Source organism: Sphingomonas sp. LY29 (assembly GCF_035593985.1).
In the GTDB taxonomy this organism is placed as follows: domain Bacteria; phylum Pseudomonadota; class Alphaproteobacteria; order Sphingomonadales; family Sphingomonadaceae; genus Sphingomicrobium.
In genome coordinates, this window is record NZ_CP141587.1 from 476,119 (window position 1) to 491,608 (window position 15,490).

18 protein-coding genes are annotated in these 15,490 nt (G+C 64.7%); 8 read left to right on the forward strand and 10 right to left on the reverse strand.

What is annotated here, in order from left to right; genetic code table 11:
* Positions 1 to 37: 37 nt before the first annotated feature.
* From SH584_RS02395 to SH584_RS02405, 3 genes are read right to left on the reverse strand one after another with little or no spacing between them, the layout of a single operon-like run.
* On the reverse strand, positions 38 to 1,042 hold the full coding sequence (locus SH584_RS02395; protein WP_322840351.1) for an AAA family ATPase: 1,005 nt from the start codon (positions 1,040 to 1,042) through the stop codon (positions 38 to 40).
* Positions 1,018 to 1,575 carry a nicotinamide riboside transporter PnuC gene (gene pnuC / locus SH584_RS02400; RefSeq protein WP_322840350.1) on the reverse strand — a complete coding sequence of 186 codons (558 nt, stop codon included), beginning with the start codon at positions 1,573 to 1,575 and terminating at the stop codon, positions 1,018 to 1,020. The genes SH584_RS02395 and pnuC overlap by 25 nt, the downstream gene beginning before the upstream one ends.
* A gap of 41 nt (positions 1,576 to 1,616) precedes the next feature.
* A complete protein-coding gene (locus SH584_RS02405) occupies positions 1,617 to 2,075 on the reverse strand; it encodes a Fur family transcriptional regulator (protein ID WP_322840349.1) in 459 nt (152 codons plus the stop codon).
* A 62-nt stretch (positions 2,076 to 2,137) separates the two neighbouring features.
* Between SH584_RS02405 and SH584_RS02410 the strand changes: the two genes are divergently transcribed.
* Positions 2,138 to 2,833 carry a TMEM175 family protein gene (locus SH584_RS02410; protein ID WP_322840348.1) on the forward strand — a complete coding sequence of 232 codons (696 nt, stop codon included), beginning with the start codon at positions 2,138 to 2,140 and terminating at the stop codon, positions 2,831 to 2,833.
* Here the strand turns inward: SH584_RS02410 and SH584_RS02415 are convergent, their stop codons facing one another.
* Positions 2,834 to 3,202 carry a MerC domain-containing protein gene (locus tag SH584_RS02415; protein ID WP_322840347.1) on the reverse strand — a complete coding sequence of 123 codons (369 nt, stop codon included), beginning with the start codon at positions 3,200 to 3,202 and terminating at the stop codon, positions 2,834 to 2,836.
* A 101-nt stretch (positions 3,203 to 3,303) separates the two neighbouring features.
* Between SH584_RS02415 and SH584_RS02420 the strand changes: the two genes are divergently transcribed.
* The 4 genes from SH584_RS02420 (at position 3,304) to rpsI (ending at position 5,848) form a co-directional block, all read left to right on the forward strand.
* Positions 3,304 to 4,347, forward strand: a complete 1,044-nt coding sequence (locus SH584_RS02420; RefSeq protein ID WP_324808263.1) for a COX15/CtaA family protein — start codon at positions 3,304 to 3,306, stop codon at positions 4,345 to 4,347.
* On the forward strand, positions 4,344 to 4,658 hold the full coding sequence (gene cutA, locus SH584_RS02425) for a divalent-cation tolerance protein CutA (protein WP_324808264.1): 315 nt from the start codon (positions 4,344 to 4,346) through the stop codon (positions 4,656 to 4,658). The genes SH584_RS02420 and cutA overlap by 4 nt, the downstream gene beginning before the upstream one ends.
* A gap of 127 nt (positions 4,659 to 4,785) precedes the next feature.
* Entirely contained in the window at positions 4,786 to 5,265 is a 480-nt protein-coding gene (rplM, locus tag SH584_RS02430) for a 50S ribosomal protein L13 (RefSeq protein WP_322840344.1), read from the forward strand.
* 1 nt (position 5,266) lies between these two features.
* A complete protein-coding gene (gene rpsI / locus SH584_RS02435) occupies positions 5,267 to 5,848 on the forward strand; it encodes a 30S ribosomal protein S9 (protein WP_322840343.1) in 582 nt (193 codons plus the stop codon).
* 58 nt (positions 5,849 to 5,906) lie between these two features.
* On the opposite strand, the gene SH584_RS02440 is transcribed toward rpsI, so the two are convergent.
* Genes SH584_RS02440 through SH584_RS02455 form a run of 4 tightly spaced genes read right to left on the reverse strand, consistent with a single transcriptional unit; the run spans position 5,907 to position 9,950 of the window.
* The gene (locus tag SH584_RS02440) at positions 5,907 to 6,893 is read right to left on the reverse strand and encodes an aldo/keto reductase (protein WP_416385161.1); all 987 of its coding nucleotides are present in this window, start codon (positions 6,891 to 6,893) and stop codon (positions 5,907 to 5,909) included.
* A 46-nt stretch (positions 6,894 to 6,939) separates the two neighbouring features.
* Positions 6,940 to 8,472: a DHA2 family efflux MFS transporter permease subunit gene (locus tag SH584_RS02445; RefSeq protein WP_324808269.1), complete on the reverse strand. Its 1,533-nt coding sequence runs from the start codon at positions 8,470 to 8,472 to the stop codon at positions 6,940 to 6,942.
* A 15-nt stretch (positions 8,473 to 8,487) separates the two neighbouring features.
* On the reverse strand, positions 8,488 to 9,555 hold the full coding sequence (locus SH584_RS02450; protein ID WP_324808270.1) for an HlyD family secretion protein: 1,068 nt from the start codon (positions 9,553 to 9,555) through the stop codon (positions 8,488 to 8,490).
* Positions 9,552 to 9,950, reverse strand: a complete 399-nt coding sequence (locus tag SH584_RS02455; protein WP_322840339.1) for a MarR family winged helix-turn-helix transcriptional regulator — start codon at positions 9,948 to 9,950, stop codon at positions 9,552 to 9,554. Before SH584_RS02455 ends, SH584_RS02450 begins: the two co-directional genes overlap by 4 nt.
* A gap of 122 nt (positions 9,951 to 10,072) precedes the next feature.
* Between SH584_RS02455 and SH584_RS02460 the strand changes: the two genes are divergently transcribed.
* On the forward strand, positions 10,073 to 11,524 hold the full coding sequence (locus tag SH584_RS02460) for an AMP nucleosidase (RefSeq protein ID WP_322840338.1): 1,452 nt from the start codon (positions 10,073 to 10,075) through the stop codon (positions 11,522 to 11,524).
* A 3-nt stretch (positions 11,525 to 11,527) separates the two neighbouring features.
* Here SH584_RS02460 and SH584_RS02465 read toward each other — a convergent pair whose 3' ends face one another.
* Positions 11,528 to 13,255: a bifunctional metallophosphatase/5'-nucleotidase gene (locus tag SH584_RS02465; RefSeq protein ID WP_324808274.1), complete on the reverse strand. Its 1,728-nt coding sequence runs from the start codon at positions 13,253 to 13,255 to the stop codon at positions 11,528 to 11,530.
* A 69-nt stretch (positions 13,256 to 13,324) separates the two neighbouring features.
* Here SH584_RS02465 and SH584_RS02470 point away from each other — a divergent pair, with 69 nt between their 5' ends.
* Together SH584_RS02470 and SH584_RS02475 are read left to right on the forward strand one after the other, a co-directional pair.
* On the forward strand, positions 13,325 to 13,768 hold the full coding sequence (locus tag SH584_RS02470) for a cytidine deaminase (protein ID WP_322840336.1): 444 nt from the start codon (positions 13,325 to 13,327) through the stop codon (positions 13,766 to 13,768).
* Entirely contained in the window at positions 13,765 to 14,520 is a 756-nt protein-coding gene (locus tag SH584_RS02475) for an acyl-CoA thioesterase (protein WP_324808275.1), read from the forward strand. The genes SH584_RS02470 and SH584_RS02475 overlap by 4 nt, the downstream gene beginning before the upstream one ends.
* A gap of 16 nt (positions 14,521 to 14,536) precedes the next feature.
* Here SH584_RS02475 and SH584_RS02480 read toward each other — a convergent pair whose 3' ends face one another.
* Positions 14,537 to 15,487, reverse strand: coding sequence for an isopenicillin N synthase family dioxygenase (locus SH584_RS02480; protein WP_322840334.1), 951 nt, complete (start codon positions 15,485 to 15,487; stop codon positions 14,537 to 14,539).
* Positions 15,488 to 15,490 lie beyond the last annotated feature (3 nt).

Genomic DNA, 15,490 nt, shown 5'->3' on the forward strand with positions numbered 1-15,490 from the left:
GGTCCGCCTTAATCGCCTTCGCCAGCCAAGTCGAACGTCAATCGCGTCGAAAAGAGTCGATCGCGGCGCAGGCGGCCTCGAACCGCTCTTCCCAGCTGCCGTTGATCGTGACCACCTTGACCCCGCTCTCGGCGAGCATCCGGCGAGAAATGTCGTCGAACCGCGACCGCTGGACGGGATCGCCGTACACGCGCGTGCCATCGTCGACGAACGGGACGTCGGGTTCCAACAGGATGTAAAGGTCCGCCTTGGCCTGCTGCATCAGCGCGGGCGGGACGTGTCCGATCATCATTTCGGCCCACGCCGCCGTCATCAGCGAGTCCGTATCGACGATCAATCGCCGGTCGCACCACGGCCGCGCCGCGTCGATCATCGCCTGTTGCGCCTTGCCGATCAGGAGCAAATCCTTTTCGCGGCAATCGGTCCCGTAGAGCTCGCAATGCGTACGGCCATATTCAGGCACCAGCAGCGTCCCGTAATGCGACGCCAGGCGCTCCGCCAAGGTCGATTTGCCAACGCATTCGACCCCGTGAAGGCAGACCGTCAGCGCATATTCGTTGCGTACGGGCGCGGGCAGGTAGCGCCAGTGCGCCCATGGAGCCTCACGCACCGCGCGTCCCGACAGGCCGCCCAGGCCGTCGCCGTCCGCCCCAAGGATCCGCCCACCCAAGGGCACGAACAGGCCACCGACCTGGCAGGCCAGTTCCTCGCCATAACGCTCGCCCGCGAAGAGGTAATCGATCGGTTCGGGATGGGCCTTTGCGACGATCGACCGCCAGATCGGCCAGAAATGCGCGCTCTCGTCGGGCTCCTGCGGCGCCGGTCCACCATGACCGACGACGCGGCAATGGGGGAACATCTCCTTCATCCAGGCGAGGCGCTTTTCGCCCGGGATCGGATCGCCGGGAAGCCAGGCGACGAGGATCGTCAGTTCGTCAACCATCGAGCGCGCGGCATCGATCATTGCGACGTGGCCGGCATGGGGGGGCATGAATTTGCCCAGCAAGAACCCGCGCATCACGCGCTCAATTTCCGTCGCCACTCGATTAAGCCCGCCACCGCCAGTATCAGGAATAGAGAATAAAGACCCGCAGTGATCGTCAGCCCACGCCCCGCGAAGAGGCCGATAGCCAGCGCATCGACCAAAATCCAGACCACCCAGCTCTCAACTCGCCGCATTGATTGCAGAATCTGTGCCGAGACGCTCATTCCCGCGACCGCCGCATCGGCAAAAGGCGCGGCCGCATCGGTGAAACGCGCCATCCCGCTGCCCCACAGGAGCACGGCAACGGCCGTCGCGACCAGCCATGCCAGTCGTGCTTTCGCCGACAGGGACTCCACCGCCACGCCGTCGTCGACCTTTTCGGCGCGCGACCAGGCGACCCAGCCGACGAGCTGGATGACGAGGAAGAAAATCTGAAGCAGTGCATCGCTGTAGAGCTTCGCGTCCCAGAAAACGAAAAAGTAGAGCGCGACCATCGCGATACCGAACGGGTAGTTCCAGATAGAGCGGCGAACGACCAGCAGGACGTTGACGACGCCCAGCATCGCCGCGGCGATTTCCAGTCCCCCCATCGTCGCCGGCCTAGTTCAGAAGCGTATCTGGACGAAGCAACTTAGCTGCAGTCACCGCAGCGCCCGCGCACTTCGATCACGGGCCGCACCTGCGCAAAGCCCGCCTCTTCGGCGGCTTCGCGAACACCGCCCGAAAGGCGATCGTCGTCGAGGTGGGTCGCCTGTCCGCAATTGTCGCAGATCAGGAAGATGCAATCATGGAGGCAACCCGGATGCGCATTGGCGACATAGGCGTTGGCACTTTCGACGCGCCGGGCGAGATTACTGCCAACGAAAAGGTCGAGAATGCGGTAGACGCTGTTCGCCGCGACGCGCTTCCCGCGCGCTTTCGAAACCGCTTCGGCAATGTCATAGGCACTCGCCGGCTTGTCGAAGCCCGCCAGCGCGTCGAAGACGGCCGATCGCATCTCGGTCCACTGCTCGCCGTGCTCGACCATCCGGCGGCCAGCCGCCTCGCGCAGCGATTCGCCTTCGTGCATCTGATGCGCATGATTTGCCATGTCAGGGAGATAGTCTCCGCAGGCACAATGAACAAGGCGGGTCGCGGACCGTTCAGCGCGGCATGGCCGATCCCCCAACATCGTTCGACGCGCCCGCTCACCGCGACGACAAGGAAGGCGAAGGCGCGATCCGCGGCACCAGCCGGATGGAAGCGTTTGCCGACGGTGTCTTCGCGATCGCCTTCACGCTGCCGGTGTTCAACATCGCCTTCCCCGCGATCGATGATGGCGAACGAGCGCTCGAGACCGACTTGTGGGCATTGTGGCCAGGATATTGGGGCTATCTGCTCGCGTCGCTGGTGATCGGCCTGTACTGGATCCAGCATCATTTCTCCGGTGCGATTTACCGCACGACGGGTCACTGGTTCCTGCTTGCGACCGTCCTGTTCCTTACGATGATCGGCTTCATCGCCTATCCGGCGCGCGTCCTGGCGGAATTCATCACCTTTCCCGATTCCCGGGCCGACGCGGCTCAATATTGGGTGGTGGCGTTGGCTATCACTTCAACCGCATGGCTTCTGAAATGGACCGTCGGACGAGTGAGAGGGCAAGTCGATACGAGGCTCGACCCCGCCTACGTTTCCCGGCTCGACCGGCGCTACAAACTCATCGCGGCCGCCAACGTCGCCGCGGCTGCTCTGGTCTATGTGCGCTGGGAAATTGGGCTCACATTGTCGACCGTGCTGCTGGCGTCGATGGCGTGGCCGCCCGAAACGCCCCGTTACCGGACCGAGTCGCCCACCGTCGAAGGCGAATAGTTACTCGGCGGCGATGTGGTTGAGGCGATGGCCGAGCGCGACGATTGCGACCCCGACCATCGTGTAGGCCGCCTCGCTTCCGTCATGCGGCATGGTCAGGGCGCCGGCCATGACGCCAAGGCCAAGGCCGCCAACCGCGCTTGGCATCGTATAGCCATGCGACAGGATGCCCTTGCCCAACGCCAGGCCCGCCATGATCATGGCAAGCACAAGGCCCACTTCGTGAACCCAGTCTGCCCCCAGCATTCCGCCCGCGCTGGCGACCGCAGCCAGAAACACGCTCGTCGCCACGCAGTGCACGAGACACAGGCCCGACAGGCCAATCGCCATTCGGTCGAGGCGGGAAACGGATACGGCGGCAAGCGACATGGCCGAGGATATATCGTCGCCTGGTCGAAGTTACAATATCACATCGGTGAAAATTTCGTGGCGATTGGCAATCCGTCTTGGACCCGCCATAGGGCGCGATCATGGACCCTGCCTCCGATCCCGCGACTCTCGTACGCGGCCGTCCGCAAGCGCTCGCGCGCTGGCTCCTGTTCGTCGCCGCTTTGGTCTTCGCGATGGTCGTCGTCGGCGGTATTACCCGCCTGACCGAAAGCGGCCTGTCGATCACCGAATGGAAACCGGTCAGCGGGGCCATTCCCCCGCTTAACGCCGCCGACTGGCAGGAAGCGTTCGACCTCTATCGCGCGACCCCGGAGTTCCGAGAGATCAACGGTCCGGCCGGAATGGACCTTGCGGCGTTCAAGGTCATCTTCTTCTGGGAATGGCTGCACCGCTTGCTCGGCCGCGTCGTCGGCCTGGCGTTCGCAGTTCCCTTCGCCTGGTTCGCGATCAAGCGCGCGATCCCGCGTGGCTATGGATGGCGGCTGACGGCACTGCTTCTGCTCGGTGGAAGCCAGGGTGCGCTGGGTTGGTACATGGTTCAATCTGGGCTCGTGAACCGCACCGACGTCAGCCATTTTCGCCTGTCGGCGCACTTGCTGACCGCGCTCTTCATCCTGGGTGGACTGGTCTGGACCGCGCTCGACCTGAAAGCACTCGCGAAGGGATCCACGGCCCCTGCCCGGCTGCGCGGCCTGACGCTCGGCGTCGGCGCCATCCTCTTTCTGCAGCTGCTCCTCGGCGCCTGGGTGGCGGGTCTCGATGCCGGATACATTGCCCGTGATTGGCCGCTGATGCAGGGGCAGTTCGTGCCCGACGGCATCGACGCCGCCCGCGGAGCCTGGTTTGCGCTGACCCACGACCCCTATCTCATCCATTTCCTTCATCGGTGGTGGGCATGGGTCGCCGTGGCGGCTCTGGTCGTCATGGCTCGCCGCGTAAAGCCACTCGATCGCCGAGCATCGATCGCCATTCATGCCACCATCGGCACGCAGGTCCTGCTCGGCATCGCGACGGTCATGAGCGGGATGAACATCGTCATCGCCACGCTTCACCAGGCCGTCGGCGCCGCCGTAGTAATCGCATTTGCCTGGGGCGCGCACGCGGTAGGGCGCCAAGAGCGGTGACCGTCGTTAGCGTCTACGCGGTCTTTTCCGACGTGGAAGAGGCGATGACGATCGGTCGCGCGGTGGTCGAAGAAGGCCTCGCGGCGTGCATCAACGTGCTGGCGCCGTGCACGTCGATCTATCGCTGGAAAGGCGCGGTCGAACAGGCCGATGAGGCGCCTGCGATCCTCAAGACCAGCAGCGAGCACGCCGACGCACTCATCGCGCGGATTGCCGAACTCCACTCCTACGACGTCCCCGCAATCGTCGTCTGGCCGATCGAGCGCCTCTACGAACCCTACGCGGCATGGGTCGACGAAAGCGCCCGGTAACATTTTACCCGTTCGCAACACGCCGGTTTGCTTGACAAAATCCATGCCTTTCCGCATTAGCCCGCCCGAAGGCGCGGCCGGATGGCGGCGCCTCTTCGCATTTTATTCGTAGAGAAGGTCGCAGCCCATGAAGGCGCTGATGAAGACCACCAAGTCGATCAAACCGGCAGAGGTGGAAAAGAAGTGGCATCTGATCGATGCCGAGGGCCTCGTGGTCGGTCGCGTTGCGACGATCATCGCCAACATCCTGCGCGGCAAGCATAAGCCGAGCTTCACCCCGCACGTCGATTGCGGCGATCATGTCGTCGTCATCAACGCGGGCAAGGTTCGCTTCACGGGCAACAAGCTCAAGAACAAGATCTACTACAAGCACACCGGTTACGCCGGCGGCTTGAAGGAAGTCACTGCCGACAAGATCCTCGAAGGCCGCTTCCCGGAGCGCGTCCTCGAAAAGGCGGTCGAGCGCATGATCCCGCGCGGCCCGCTCGGTCGTGACCAGATGCGTGCCCTGCACCTCTACAACGGCACCGAGCATCCGCACGGCGGCCAGAACCCCGAAACCCTCGACGTCGCGGGCATGAGCCGCAAGAACAAGGTGGGCGCATAACATGGCCGATAAGAAGTCCCTCTCCGACCTCGGCGCGCTGACCGGCAAGCAGGAAGCGGAAGCTCCCGCCGCTGCGCCGACCGCGGCTGCCGACGCTCCGGCGACCGACGCGGCTGCCGACACCGGCACCGAAGAAGCCGCTGCTCCCGTCAACATCCAGCCCGAGGCTCCGCTTCGCGAGCAGCAGCTCGACAAGTTCGGCCGCGCTTATGCGACTGGCCGTCGTAAGGACGCCGTCGCTCGCGTCTGGCTGAAGCCGGGTTCGGGCAAGATCACGGTCAATGGCCGCGATCAGGAAGTCTATTTCGCACGTCCGACGCTGCGTCTCGTCATCAACCAGCCGTTCGGCATCACCGAGCGTACCGGTCAGTATGACGTCATCGCCACCGTCAAAGGCGGCGGTCTTTCGGGTCAGGCCGGCGCCGTGCTTCACGGCATCGCCCAGGCGCTCAGCCGCTTCGAGCCGGTGCTCCGCACCGCGGTCAAGCGCGAAGGCTTCCTGACCCGCGACAGCCGCGTGGTCGAGCGTAAGAAGTACGGTAAGGCCAAGGCCCGCCGCAGCTTCCAGTTCTCGAAGCGCTAAAAACTTTCGACTTCGGTCGAAAAACTGGGGCGGCTCCTTTGCGGGAGCCGCCCTTTTCTTATCGGTCGATCGTGCCGATGCTCTGCGCGGCATAGCGCTCGCCCGATGCGGCGCCGGGCGGAAGGATACGATCCAGCGCGGCCAATTCCTCATCGCTGAGTTCGATCGTCGTCGCGGCGATATTCTGGTCGAGATAGGTCCGGCGCTTGGTGCCGGGGATCGGCACGATGTCGTCGCCCTGCGCCAGCACCCAGGCCAGCGCCATCTGCGCGGCGGTCACGCCCTTCTCACTCGCCAACTTTTCGATCTCGTGCACCAGCGCGATGTTGCGATCGAAATTCTCGCCGGTGAAGCGCGGATGATGACGGCGATAATCGTCCTCGGGAAAATCCTCCGGTCGCTTGATCTCTCCGGTCAGGAACCCGCGCCCTAGCGGCGAATAGGCGACGTAGCCGATGCCAAGCTCGCGAACCGTCGGCAAAATCTCATCCTCGACCTCGCGGCTCCACAGTGAATATTCGGTCTGCAAGGCAGTAATCCTGTGCGTCGCGTGCGCCCGGCGGATCGTGTGCGGCGCGGCCTCGCTCAGGCCGAGGAAGCGGATCTTCCCCTCCTCTTTCAGGCACGCCATTTCGCCGACGGTGTCCTCGATCGGCACCTGCTTGTCGACGCGATGCTGATAGTAAAGGTCGATGGTCTCGACGTTGAGCCGCCTCAGGCTCGCCTCGCAGGCCGCGCGCACATAGGCGGAATCGCCGCGGACGCCGAGGAAGGCGCCGTCCTCCCCGCGAACGTTGCCGAACTTCGTCGCCAAAAACACCTGGTCGCGGCGATCGGCGATGGCGCGTCCGACCAGTTCCTCATTCTTGAACGGGCCATACATGTCGGCAGTGTCGAGGAAGTTTAGCCCCTCATCGAGCGCATGATGGATTGTGGCGATCGACTCGCGATCGTCGGTCGCGCCATAAAATTCACTCATCCCCATGCAGCCAAGGCCGATGATGGAAACCTCGGGGCCGTCGGCACCTAGTCGGCGGGTCGCAATCGTCATGTTGAAGCCTTTCGTGCAGGGAAAATGTTTCGAGACGTCGTTAGTCGGCCATCGCCACCTGCGCTTCGCCTTTGGCCGGTGGCTTGGCCGGCCGCAGCAGAAGAACGAGGGGGATCGCCGCAAAGGTCAGCCACATCATGATCCAGAAATCGTCGATGTAGGCGATGAACGCCGCCTGCCGATTGATCTCCGCATTGACCAAGGCGAGCGCGCTCGAGGCCGGAAGGCCCAATTGCGCGACGACGCCTTCGCTGATCGACGGCAGGACCTGCTCGGTGATGTTCCCGGCCAAATCGGCATGAACCGTCTGCAGATTGCGCGCGAGCAATGTCGCGACAAGGCTGATTCCGATCGATCCGCCGATGTTGCGCGACAGGTTGAGCAGGCTGGCAGCGCTGGTTCGCATTTTCGGCGCCAGCGTTGCGAAGGCCAGGCTCTGCATCGTCACGAAGACGAGGCCGAGGCCGAGGCCCTGCACCAGTCCCGACCAGATGACGGGGCCGCTCCCCTGCTCGATCGCGAAGCCGGTCATCATGTGCAGCGACCAGCCCATCAGCCCAAGGCCAAGGGCGACGAGAATGCGAAGGTCGACCAGTCCAACCAGGCGGCCCGCGAGGAGCATCGAGATCAGCGTTCCCACCCCGCGCGGCATCGTCAGCACGCCCGACTGGAACACCGAATAGCCGTAGAGATTCTGGAGCAGCGGCGGCAGTAGGGCGAGCCCTGCGAGCAGCAACACGCCGGTCACCAGCATGAACATCAGGCCAAGTGCGAAATTGCGATCGGCGAAGATCGACTTGTCGAACAAGGGATCGCGTCCGAGCAGCGTGTGCGTGACGAACAGCCATCCGGCCGACAACACCAGCCCCGCCTCGATCCAAATCTCCGCGCTGTCGAACCAGTCGAGTTGGTGTCCGCGCTCCAGCATCAGCTGAAGGCTGCCAAGCGCCAAGCCGAGCATCGCGAACCCGAACAGGTCGAACTTGCGCGTCTCACGCGGACTGGTCGGCATGTAGCGAAGCAACATGACGGTCGCGAGCGCGCCGACGGGCACGTTCACTAGGAAGACCCAGCGCCAGTCGAAACTGTCGGTCAGCCAGCCGCCAAGCACCGGACCCATGATCGGCCCGATCATGATGCCCCCGCCGAACAGCGCCATCGCCCGCGCGTGGCGTTCGGGCGGATTGATGTCGAACAGCGTCGCTTGCGCCAGCGGCACAAGGAACGCGCCGGTGATTCCCTGCAGGATCCGGAAGCCGACCATCTCGGGCAGGCTCTGTGCGATAGCGCACAGGAACGACGCGATGGTGAAACCGATCACCGACCAGATCAGCAGTCGTTTGCGCCCCACCCGATCGGCGAGCCAGCCTGAGATCGGCAGGGCGATCGCCGAGGCGACGATGTAGCTGGTCAGCACCCAGTTGATGCTTTCCTGCGTCGCACCGAGGCTGGCCTGCATGTGCGGCAGCGCGACGTTGGCGATGGTCGTGTCGAGCACTTGGATGAGCACCGCCAGCATCACCGCGACGGTAACCAGCAAGCGCTCGGACGAGCCCATCTGCCTATCGATCATCGGATCCGCTCCGACTTAGCGACCGGACTCGAGGTCAATCTCGACGTCGCTCGACAGGCCCGCGATCATTTCGCGAGGCGGCTTGCGATCGAACGCGATCCGCACGGGAACGCGCTGGGTGACCTTGACCCAATTACCGTTGGCATTCTGTGCGGGAAGCACCGAAAACTCACTGCCCGTGCCCGACCCGATCGAGGCGACCCGCCCCTTCAGTTCGAGGTCGGGGTAGGCGTCGAAGCTGACCGTGGCGCGCTGGCCGACCGTCATGCGGGCCAGATCGCCCTCCTTGAAGTTCGCCTCGACCCAAGGCGCGCGGTCGCCGACGATCGACAACATCGCCACGCCCGAGATAGCCGACTGGCCGACCAACAAGCGGTCCGATTTGGCGACCCGACCGCTGGAGGGTGCTCTGATGGTCGTGTGATCGAGGTCGAGGCGCGCCTTTTCGACCGCGGCCAAGGCCGCCGCGATCGCCGGCTGATTGCCGGCAGGCGCGATCGCCGCCGATGCGTTGTTCGCCCGCGCACGCGCATCGGCAAGTTGCGTCTCGGCCTTGGTCACTTCGTTGAGCGCATCGTCATAGTCGGCGCGCGTCGTGAAGCCGCGCTTCATCAAGGCCGCCTGCCGGTCGAACGCACGGCGCGCGATCGACAGGTTCGCTTCCGAACCGCGGATATCGGCGCCCGTGCCTTGAGCCTGGACGACCAGCTGAGTGGTAGAAAGGCGTGCGGCCGCCAGCTGCGCCTCCGCGGCGTCGAGCGCGGCCTCATAAGGCGCGGGGTCGATCCGATAAAGGATGTCGCCGCGGTTCACGTGTTGGTTCTCGTCGACATAGACGGCCGACACCGGGCCGTTCACCTGCGTCGAGATCGCGGTGACGTCCTGCTTCACATAAGCGTTGTCGGTGCTGACGCTGTCGCCGCTGGTGAGCCAGAGGAACAAGCCGACCGCCGCGATCAGCAGTGGGATGCTGGCCATGACGATCAGGCGCCGGCGCGACTTCTTCGGCGCCGTTTCGACGATGGTGGTGGCACCGCTATCTTCGGTCGCGGCTTCGGCCTCAACGCTGGTCATCTTGTTCATGCCGATTCCCTCTTGTTCGCTTCGGCGCGGGTCACGTTGTCGCGGACCCGGGCCAGCGCGCTTCGAAGCGTCGCAATGTCATCCTCGTCGAAGCCAGCGAACGCCTGCCCCGACATTTCTTCGGCAAGGGCCCGCAGTTTCTGGATCAGCGGCTCAGCCTTTGGTGTCACCGCAATGCGCCAGGCCCGCCGATCCGCCGGATCGCGCTGCCGTTCGACAAAGCCCGATTCCTCCAGCCGGTCGATGATTCGGCACGCCGTGATCGGTTCGACGTCGAGGCGGTCGGCCAACTCGACCTGCTTGATCCCCGGCTCACGAACCAGCCACTTCAGCGCCCGCCACTGCGCGCTCGTGACGCCAAGCGTCGCCGCATGCCGATCATAGAAGCGCCTCATGGCGCGACTCGTCTCGGCAATGTCCCATGCCAATTCTTTCATGGGTGGCCATATAATAAGCCTGCTTAGTATATCAAGTCGGGTCTTGCCCTTTGGTTTCCGCTCAAGCAAGCGAGCGTGGCATGACCAATCGAAACGACATCGAGAACATCCTCGACGAACTTGAATCCCGCTACACCGACTCGGTGGCAAGACTGCGGTCCGCCCTCACCGCCTACGCCGCGCAAGGCGTTCGGCCCGACCCGAAGGCCCGCGATGAAGGCGCCTTCTCCTACCCCGAGCTTCGCATCGAATATGATCCCGAAACGCCGCCGCCGACCCCGGCCCGCGCCTTCGCGCGGCTGAACCAGCCAGGGATCTACACGACGTCCATTGCTCGTCCCGCGCTGTTCCGCGCCTATCTTGCCGAGCAACTGGAGCATCTCGTCCGCGACTATCCAGTCCGGATCAGCGTCGGCGCCTCGGCCAGCGAGATCCCCTACCCGTTCGTCCTCGATGGAGGCGACCTAGACCTCGCTGGAATCTCGACCGCCGAGCTCAGTCGCTGGTTTCCCTCGACCGACCTCGTGCAGATCGGGGACGAGATTGCCGACGGCGCCTGGGACCTCGCGCTCGACCCGACGCGCCCCCTCGCCCTGTTCGACGCGCCGCGCACCGATTTCAGCCTCGCCCGGCTGAAGCACTACACCGGCACGCCGGCCGAGCATTTCCAGCGCTTCGTGCTGTTCACCAACTACGTCCGGTACGTCGATGAATTTGTTCGTTTTGCGGTCGGCGCGCTGCGTGATCCCGACAGCCGTTTCACCGGCCTGTCGGTGCCCGGCGGCGTCTACGACCATGGTGACCTGTCCGACGCCGAGGCGCAGATCGCCGCGGGCGTGTGGCGTCGGCACCAGATGCCGGCCTATCATCTGATGACGCCCGAGGGCGACGGCATCACGCTGGTCAACATCGGCGTCGGCCCGTCGAACGCGAAGACGATCTGCGACCATATCGCGGTGCTCCGTCCGGAGGCGTGGCTGATGATCGGGCACTGCGGCGGGCTCCGTCCCAGCCAGACGATCGGCGATTACGTCCTTGCCCACGCCTATCTGCGCGATGACCATGTCCTCGACGACGTGCTCCCGGTCGAGATCCCGATTCCGGCGATCGCCGAGGTGCAGACCGCGCTGTACAACGCTGCGCTGACCGTGACGTCGGAGGACGAGGACGGCCTTAAGAGTCGCTTCCGCACGGGCACGGTCGTCACCACCGACGACCGCAATTGGGAGCTTCGCTACACACTCTCCGCGCTCCGCTTCAACCAGAGCCGAGCGGTCGCGATCGACATGGAATCAGCCACCGTTGCCGCGCAGGGTTACCGCTTTCGCGTGCCGTACGGGACCCTGCTATGCGTCTCCGACAAGCCGCTCCACGGCGAACTCAAGCTGCCCGGACAGGCCAACGCCTTTTACGAGCGCGCGATCAGTCAGCACCTTCGCATCGGCATTGAGACAATCGAACTGCTGAAGCAGGAAGGCGACGGCCTCCACAGCCGCAAGCTGCGTAGCTTCGACGAGCCCCCGCTGCGCTGAAGCTCAGCGCGGAGTGACGTCGCGAACGCGCCCCAGCGCCGGAACCGTCGCCCCCACCTTCAGATAGGCCTCGAGCGCTTCGACATCGCTGCCGGCGTCGGTCGCGTCGGTCCCCTGCGCAAGCACCGTGAAGTTGTCGCCCCCCGACGCCATGAAGTTGTTCACGGTCACCCGGTACGTCGCCGCGGGATCGATCGACTTTCCGTTCAGCGCCATGGTCACGATCCGCTGACCCGTCGGGCGCGAAAGATCGTAGGAAAAGAAGAAGCCCTTGCTTGGCAGGAGGAGGTTGGGCCGCTCGGCGGTGTTCGATCCGCTGTCGAACTGCTGCTCCAGTAACGCCTTGAGCTGCACACCGGTCAGCGTCTTCACCACCAGGCTGTTTCCGAACGGCTGCATCGCGAAAATGTCGCCGAAGGTGACGCTGCCGTCAGGCGCCGGGACCAGATCGGTGCGTACGCCGCCCGAGTTGATGAATGCGACCTCAGCGCCTTCGTCGCGGCTCGCGGCAAGCTGCGCATCGGCGATGAAGTTGCCCGCCGTCTGCTCGCGATTGTCGTCCTCTTTTTTCAAGACCGGGCCGGACAGCCGCCCGACCACGCGCGCCGCCTCGGGCTTGGCGGCGGCGACATAGCGGTCGATCAGCGCCTTGGTCTCCGGTTCGGCCGGGAATACCGGAAAGGCACTATTGACGGCGACCGACGTCCCGCCAGCCGTATAGCCTTCGCCCTGCACGATCACATTGTCGGCAGAAGACGCCACCAGCCCTTTCGCGGGGTCGATCGACAGGCGCATGTCGGTGATCAGCGTCCCATATCGCCCGGCGCTGGTCAGCAGGATCGGATCGCCCCCGCTCGGCCGTGCCCGGCGGCAGATGTAGGCGTTGTGGGTATGCCCCGACACCACCACGCCGATTGCGGGGTCGAGCCGGTCGAGGATCGGCAGTATGTCACCAGAAAGCTCCGGGCAGTTCTTGTCATTGTAGCCACCACTGGTCCTGCCACCCTGGTGGATCAGCAGCACGATCGCGTCTGCCCCGGCTGCTTTCAACGCGGGCACGGCTGCGTTGGCGGTCGCCGCTTCGTCGGCGAAGGTCAGCCCGGCCACTCCCGCGGGCGTCACCAGAGTTCCGGTTTCCTTCAGCGTCATGCCGATGAAGCCGATCTGCACCGGCCCGAAGTCCTTGATCCCGGTCCCCGGGAATAGCGTCGATCCGTCCGCCTTCACCACGTTGGCCGCGAGATATTTGAAGCGCGCGCCCGTGAACGGCTCAACCTTGCATGGCGTTCGCGTCGTGTGCTTCTCGCACCCGCCCGACTGCATCCGCAGCAATTCGGCGCTGCCCTTGTCGAATTCGTGGTTGCCGACGGCGTTATACTCGACCCCGACCAGATTCATCGCCGATACGGCCGGTTCGTCGAGGAACAGCGCCGACACCAGCGGCGTCGCTCCGATCATGTCGCCTGCGGAAACGGTGACGCTATACTGCTTGCCCTCGCGCAGTGCCTTCGCCGCGGCGGCGATGTGCGCGACGCCGCCGGCGGGAACCTTGACCGCAGTGCCGTCGGGCAAGGTCGCGTCGATGCTGTTCTTCGGAGGTTCCAGATTGCCGTGGAAGTCGTTGATCCCGATCAGTTGGACGTCGACCGGCCCCGCTGGCGGCGTTGGCGCGCGCGGGACGGTGGCGCATCCGGCCAGCAGCAGCAGGGAGAAGGCGGACCAGTTTCTCAACGCACGACACTCCAAGGTTCTCAGCCAGTTTCTTGGCTTTCACTCGTTGCACCGCCTAAGGTCGATTTCATGACAGACCAAGAGCTGATTGCCGCCGCCCGCGCCGCCGCGCTTCGCGCCTACGCCCCATACTCCCGATTCTCGGTCGGCTGCGCGATCGAAAGCGTCGACGGCCGCGTGGTTACCGGCGCCAATATGGAAAACGCCTGTTACCGGCTTGGCGTCTGTGCGGAGATCAGCGCGCTTACGGCAGCCCAAGCCGCCTTCGGGCTCGACCAGATCGCGCGAATCGCGGTGGCGGGCGGCGACGGATCGGGCGACGAGCTAGCCGGGGCCGGCACCGTCACGCCGTGCGGCGGGTGCCGGCAGTCGATCCTGGAAGCGGCGCAACTCGGCCATCGCGACATCGAGATCCTCTGCAGTTCGGGCGACGGTAACAGCCTCGACCGTCACCACATCCTCGACCTCATCCCCCACGGCTTCGGACCAGCGAGCCTCGAAGACGCAGGATGAGCAGCCTCGGCGCCATCATCGGCGCGATGGAGCGCCACGGCGATATCCATCGTGCTAAGCTGAGCGACAATTGGATGCAGGGCCGCACCGCTTATGGCGGCGCCTCGTCCGCGCTGGCGCTGGCCGCCACCGAAGCTGCCTTCCCCGACCTGCCACCGCTCCGCACGGCGCAGGTTGCTTTCGTCGGCCCGCTTGGTGGTGAGCTCAAGCTTCGACCGACGCTGCTTCGTCAGGGAAGGAGCGCCAGCTTCGTGAGGGTCGAGGTATCGAGCGACGAAAAGCTGGGACTGATCGCGCTGCTCCTGTTCGCGACTGAGCGGCACTCCGCGATCCACATTGCGCCGTCGACAATCGTTCCCCCGCCGCGCGGCGAGACGTTGCAGGCGCCGCCGCAAATCGCCTTCGTGCAGAATTTCGAGGTCCGCGATGCCGGGACGATCGATCGCGGCTTCGTGCGCTGGGCGCGGATGGTGGGCGAGGATGGATTGTCGCCTGCCGTCGAACTGATCGCGATCGGCGACATTCTGCCGCCCGCCGCGCTGGTCGCGGCGCCGGGCCCTGGCCCGATCAGCACGATCGCCTGGCAACTCGACCTGCTCCGCCCCAATCCCGTCAGCAGCGACGGCTGGTGGCTAGCGACCGCGGAGGCCGGACACGCGGAGAATGGTCTCAGTGCGCAGAGCATGACCCTGCACGACAGCGACGGTCGACTGGCCGCCATGGCCAGCCAGCAGGTCGCCTTATTTCTCTAGCTGCGAACGGGCTGGACTAGGCCAGTTTGATTTCGCGCAACCGCTCGAGAAGATACTCGTGGCTGCTGATTGGCGGCCATTTCGGCTCTTCGCCTCCCGGGACGGTGCCGGGCAGCGCTTCGATGACGAAGTCGGGCCGGAAGTGCAGGAAAAACGGCATCGAGTAACGCGCCTTCGACGCACGATCGGGCGCGGGATTGACGACGCGGTGGCTGGTCGAGCGCAGCCGGCCATTGGTCAGGCGCTGCAGCATGTCGCCGATGTTGACGACGAGCTCGCCCGGCTTGGGGCTGACCGGCAGCCAGCGGCCGTCCTTGGTCTTGAGCTCAAGACCCGCCTCTTCGGCGCCGAGCAGCAACGTGATCGTGTTGATGTCCTCATGCGCGCCGGCACGGATATGGTTGCCCGACGGCGTATCGATCGGCGGATAGTGGAGCAGCCGCATGACGCTGTTGCCGTCGCGGACGGTGTCGGTGAAATAGTCCTCGTCGACCTTCAGGTAACGCGCAACGGCGCGAAGGATCTTGAGGCCTGCCTCGTCGAACGCTTCGTAGAGCGCGAGGAAAGTTTCCTTGAAGCCCGGCACTTCCTCCGGCCAGACGTTGTCCCCCATGACGTCACGGAACTTGTGCCCGGCGGCCAACTCGCGACCCACGTGCCAGAATTCCTTCAGGTCGTGCGCCGTCGCGCCCTTCGCGGTTTCCACGCCGAACGCGGTGTAGCCCCGTGCGCCACCGCTGCCGGCAAGCAGATACTTGCGCTTGGTTTCCTCGGGCAGCGCGAAGAACGCCTTTGCCTTCGCTTCGGCGTCGTCGATCAGGTCCTGCGAAATGCCGTGGTCGCGGATGATCGCGAAGCCATATTCTTCGAAGCTGACGCCAACTGCATCGCTGAACCATTCGGGATCACGGGCGGCGTCGTTCAACGACACGGACGCGACGGAGTCGCTGGTAATTACATCGGTCATGTC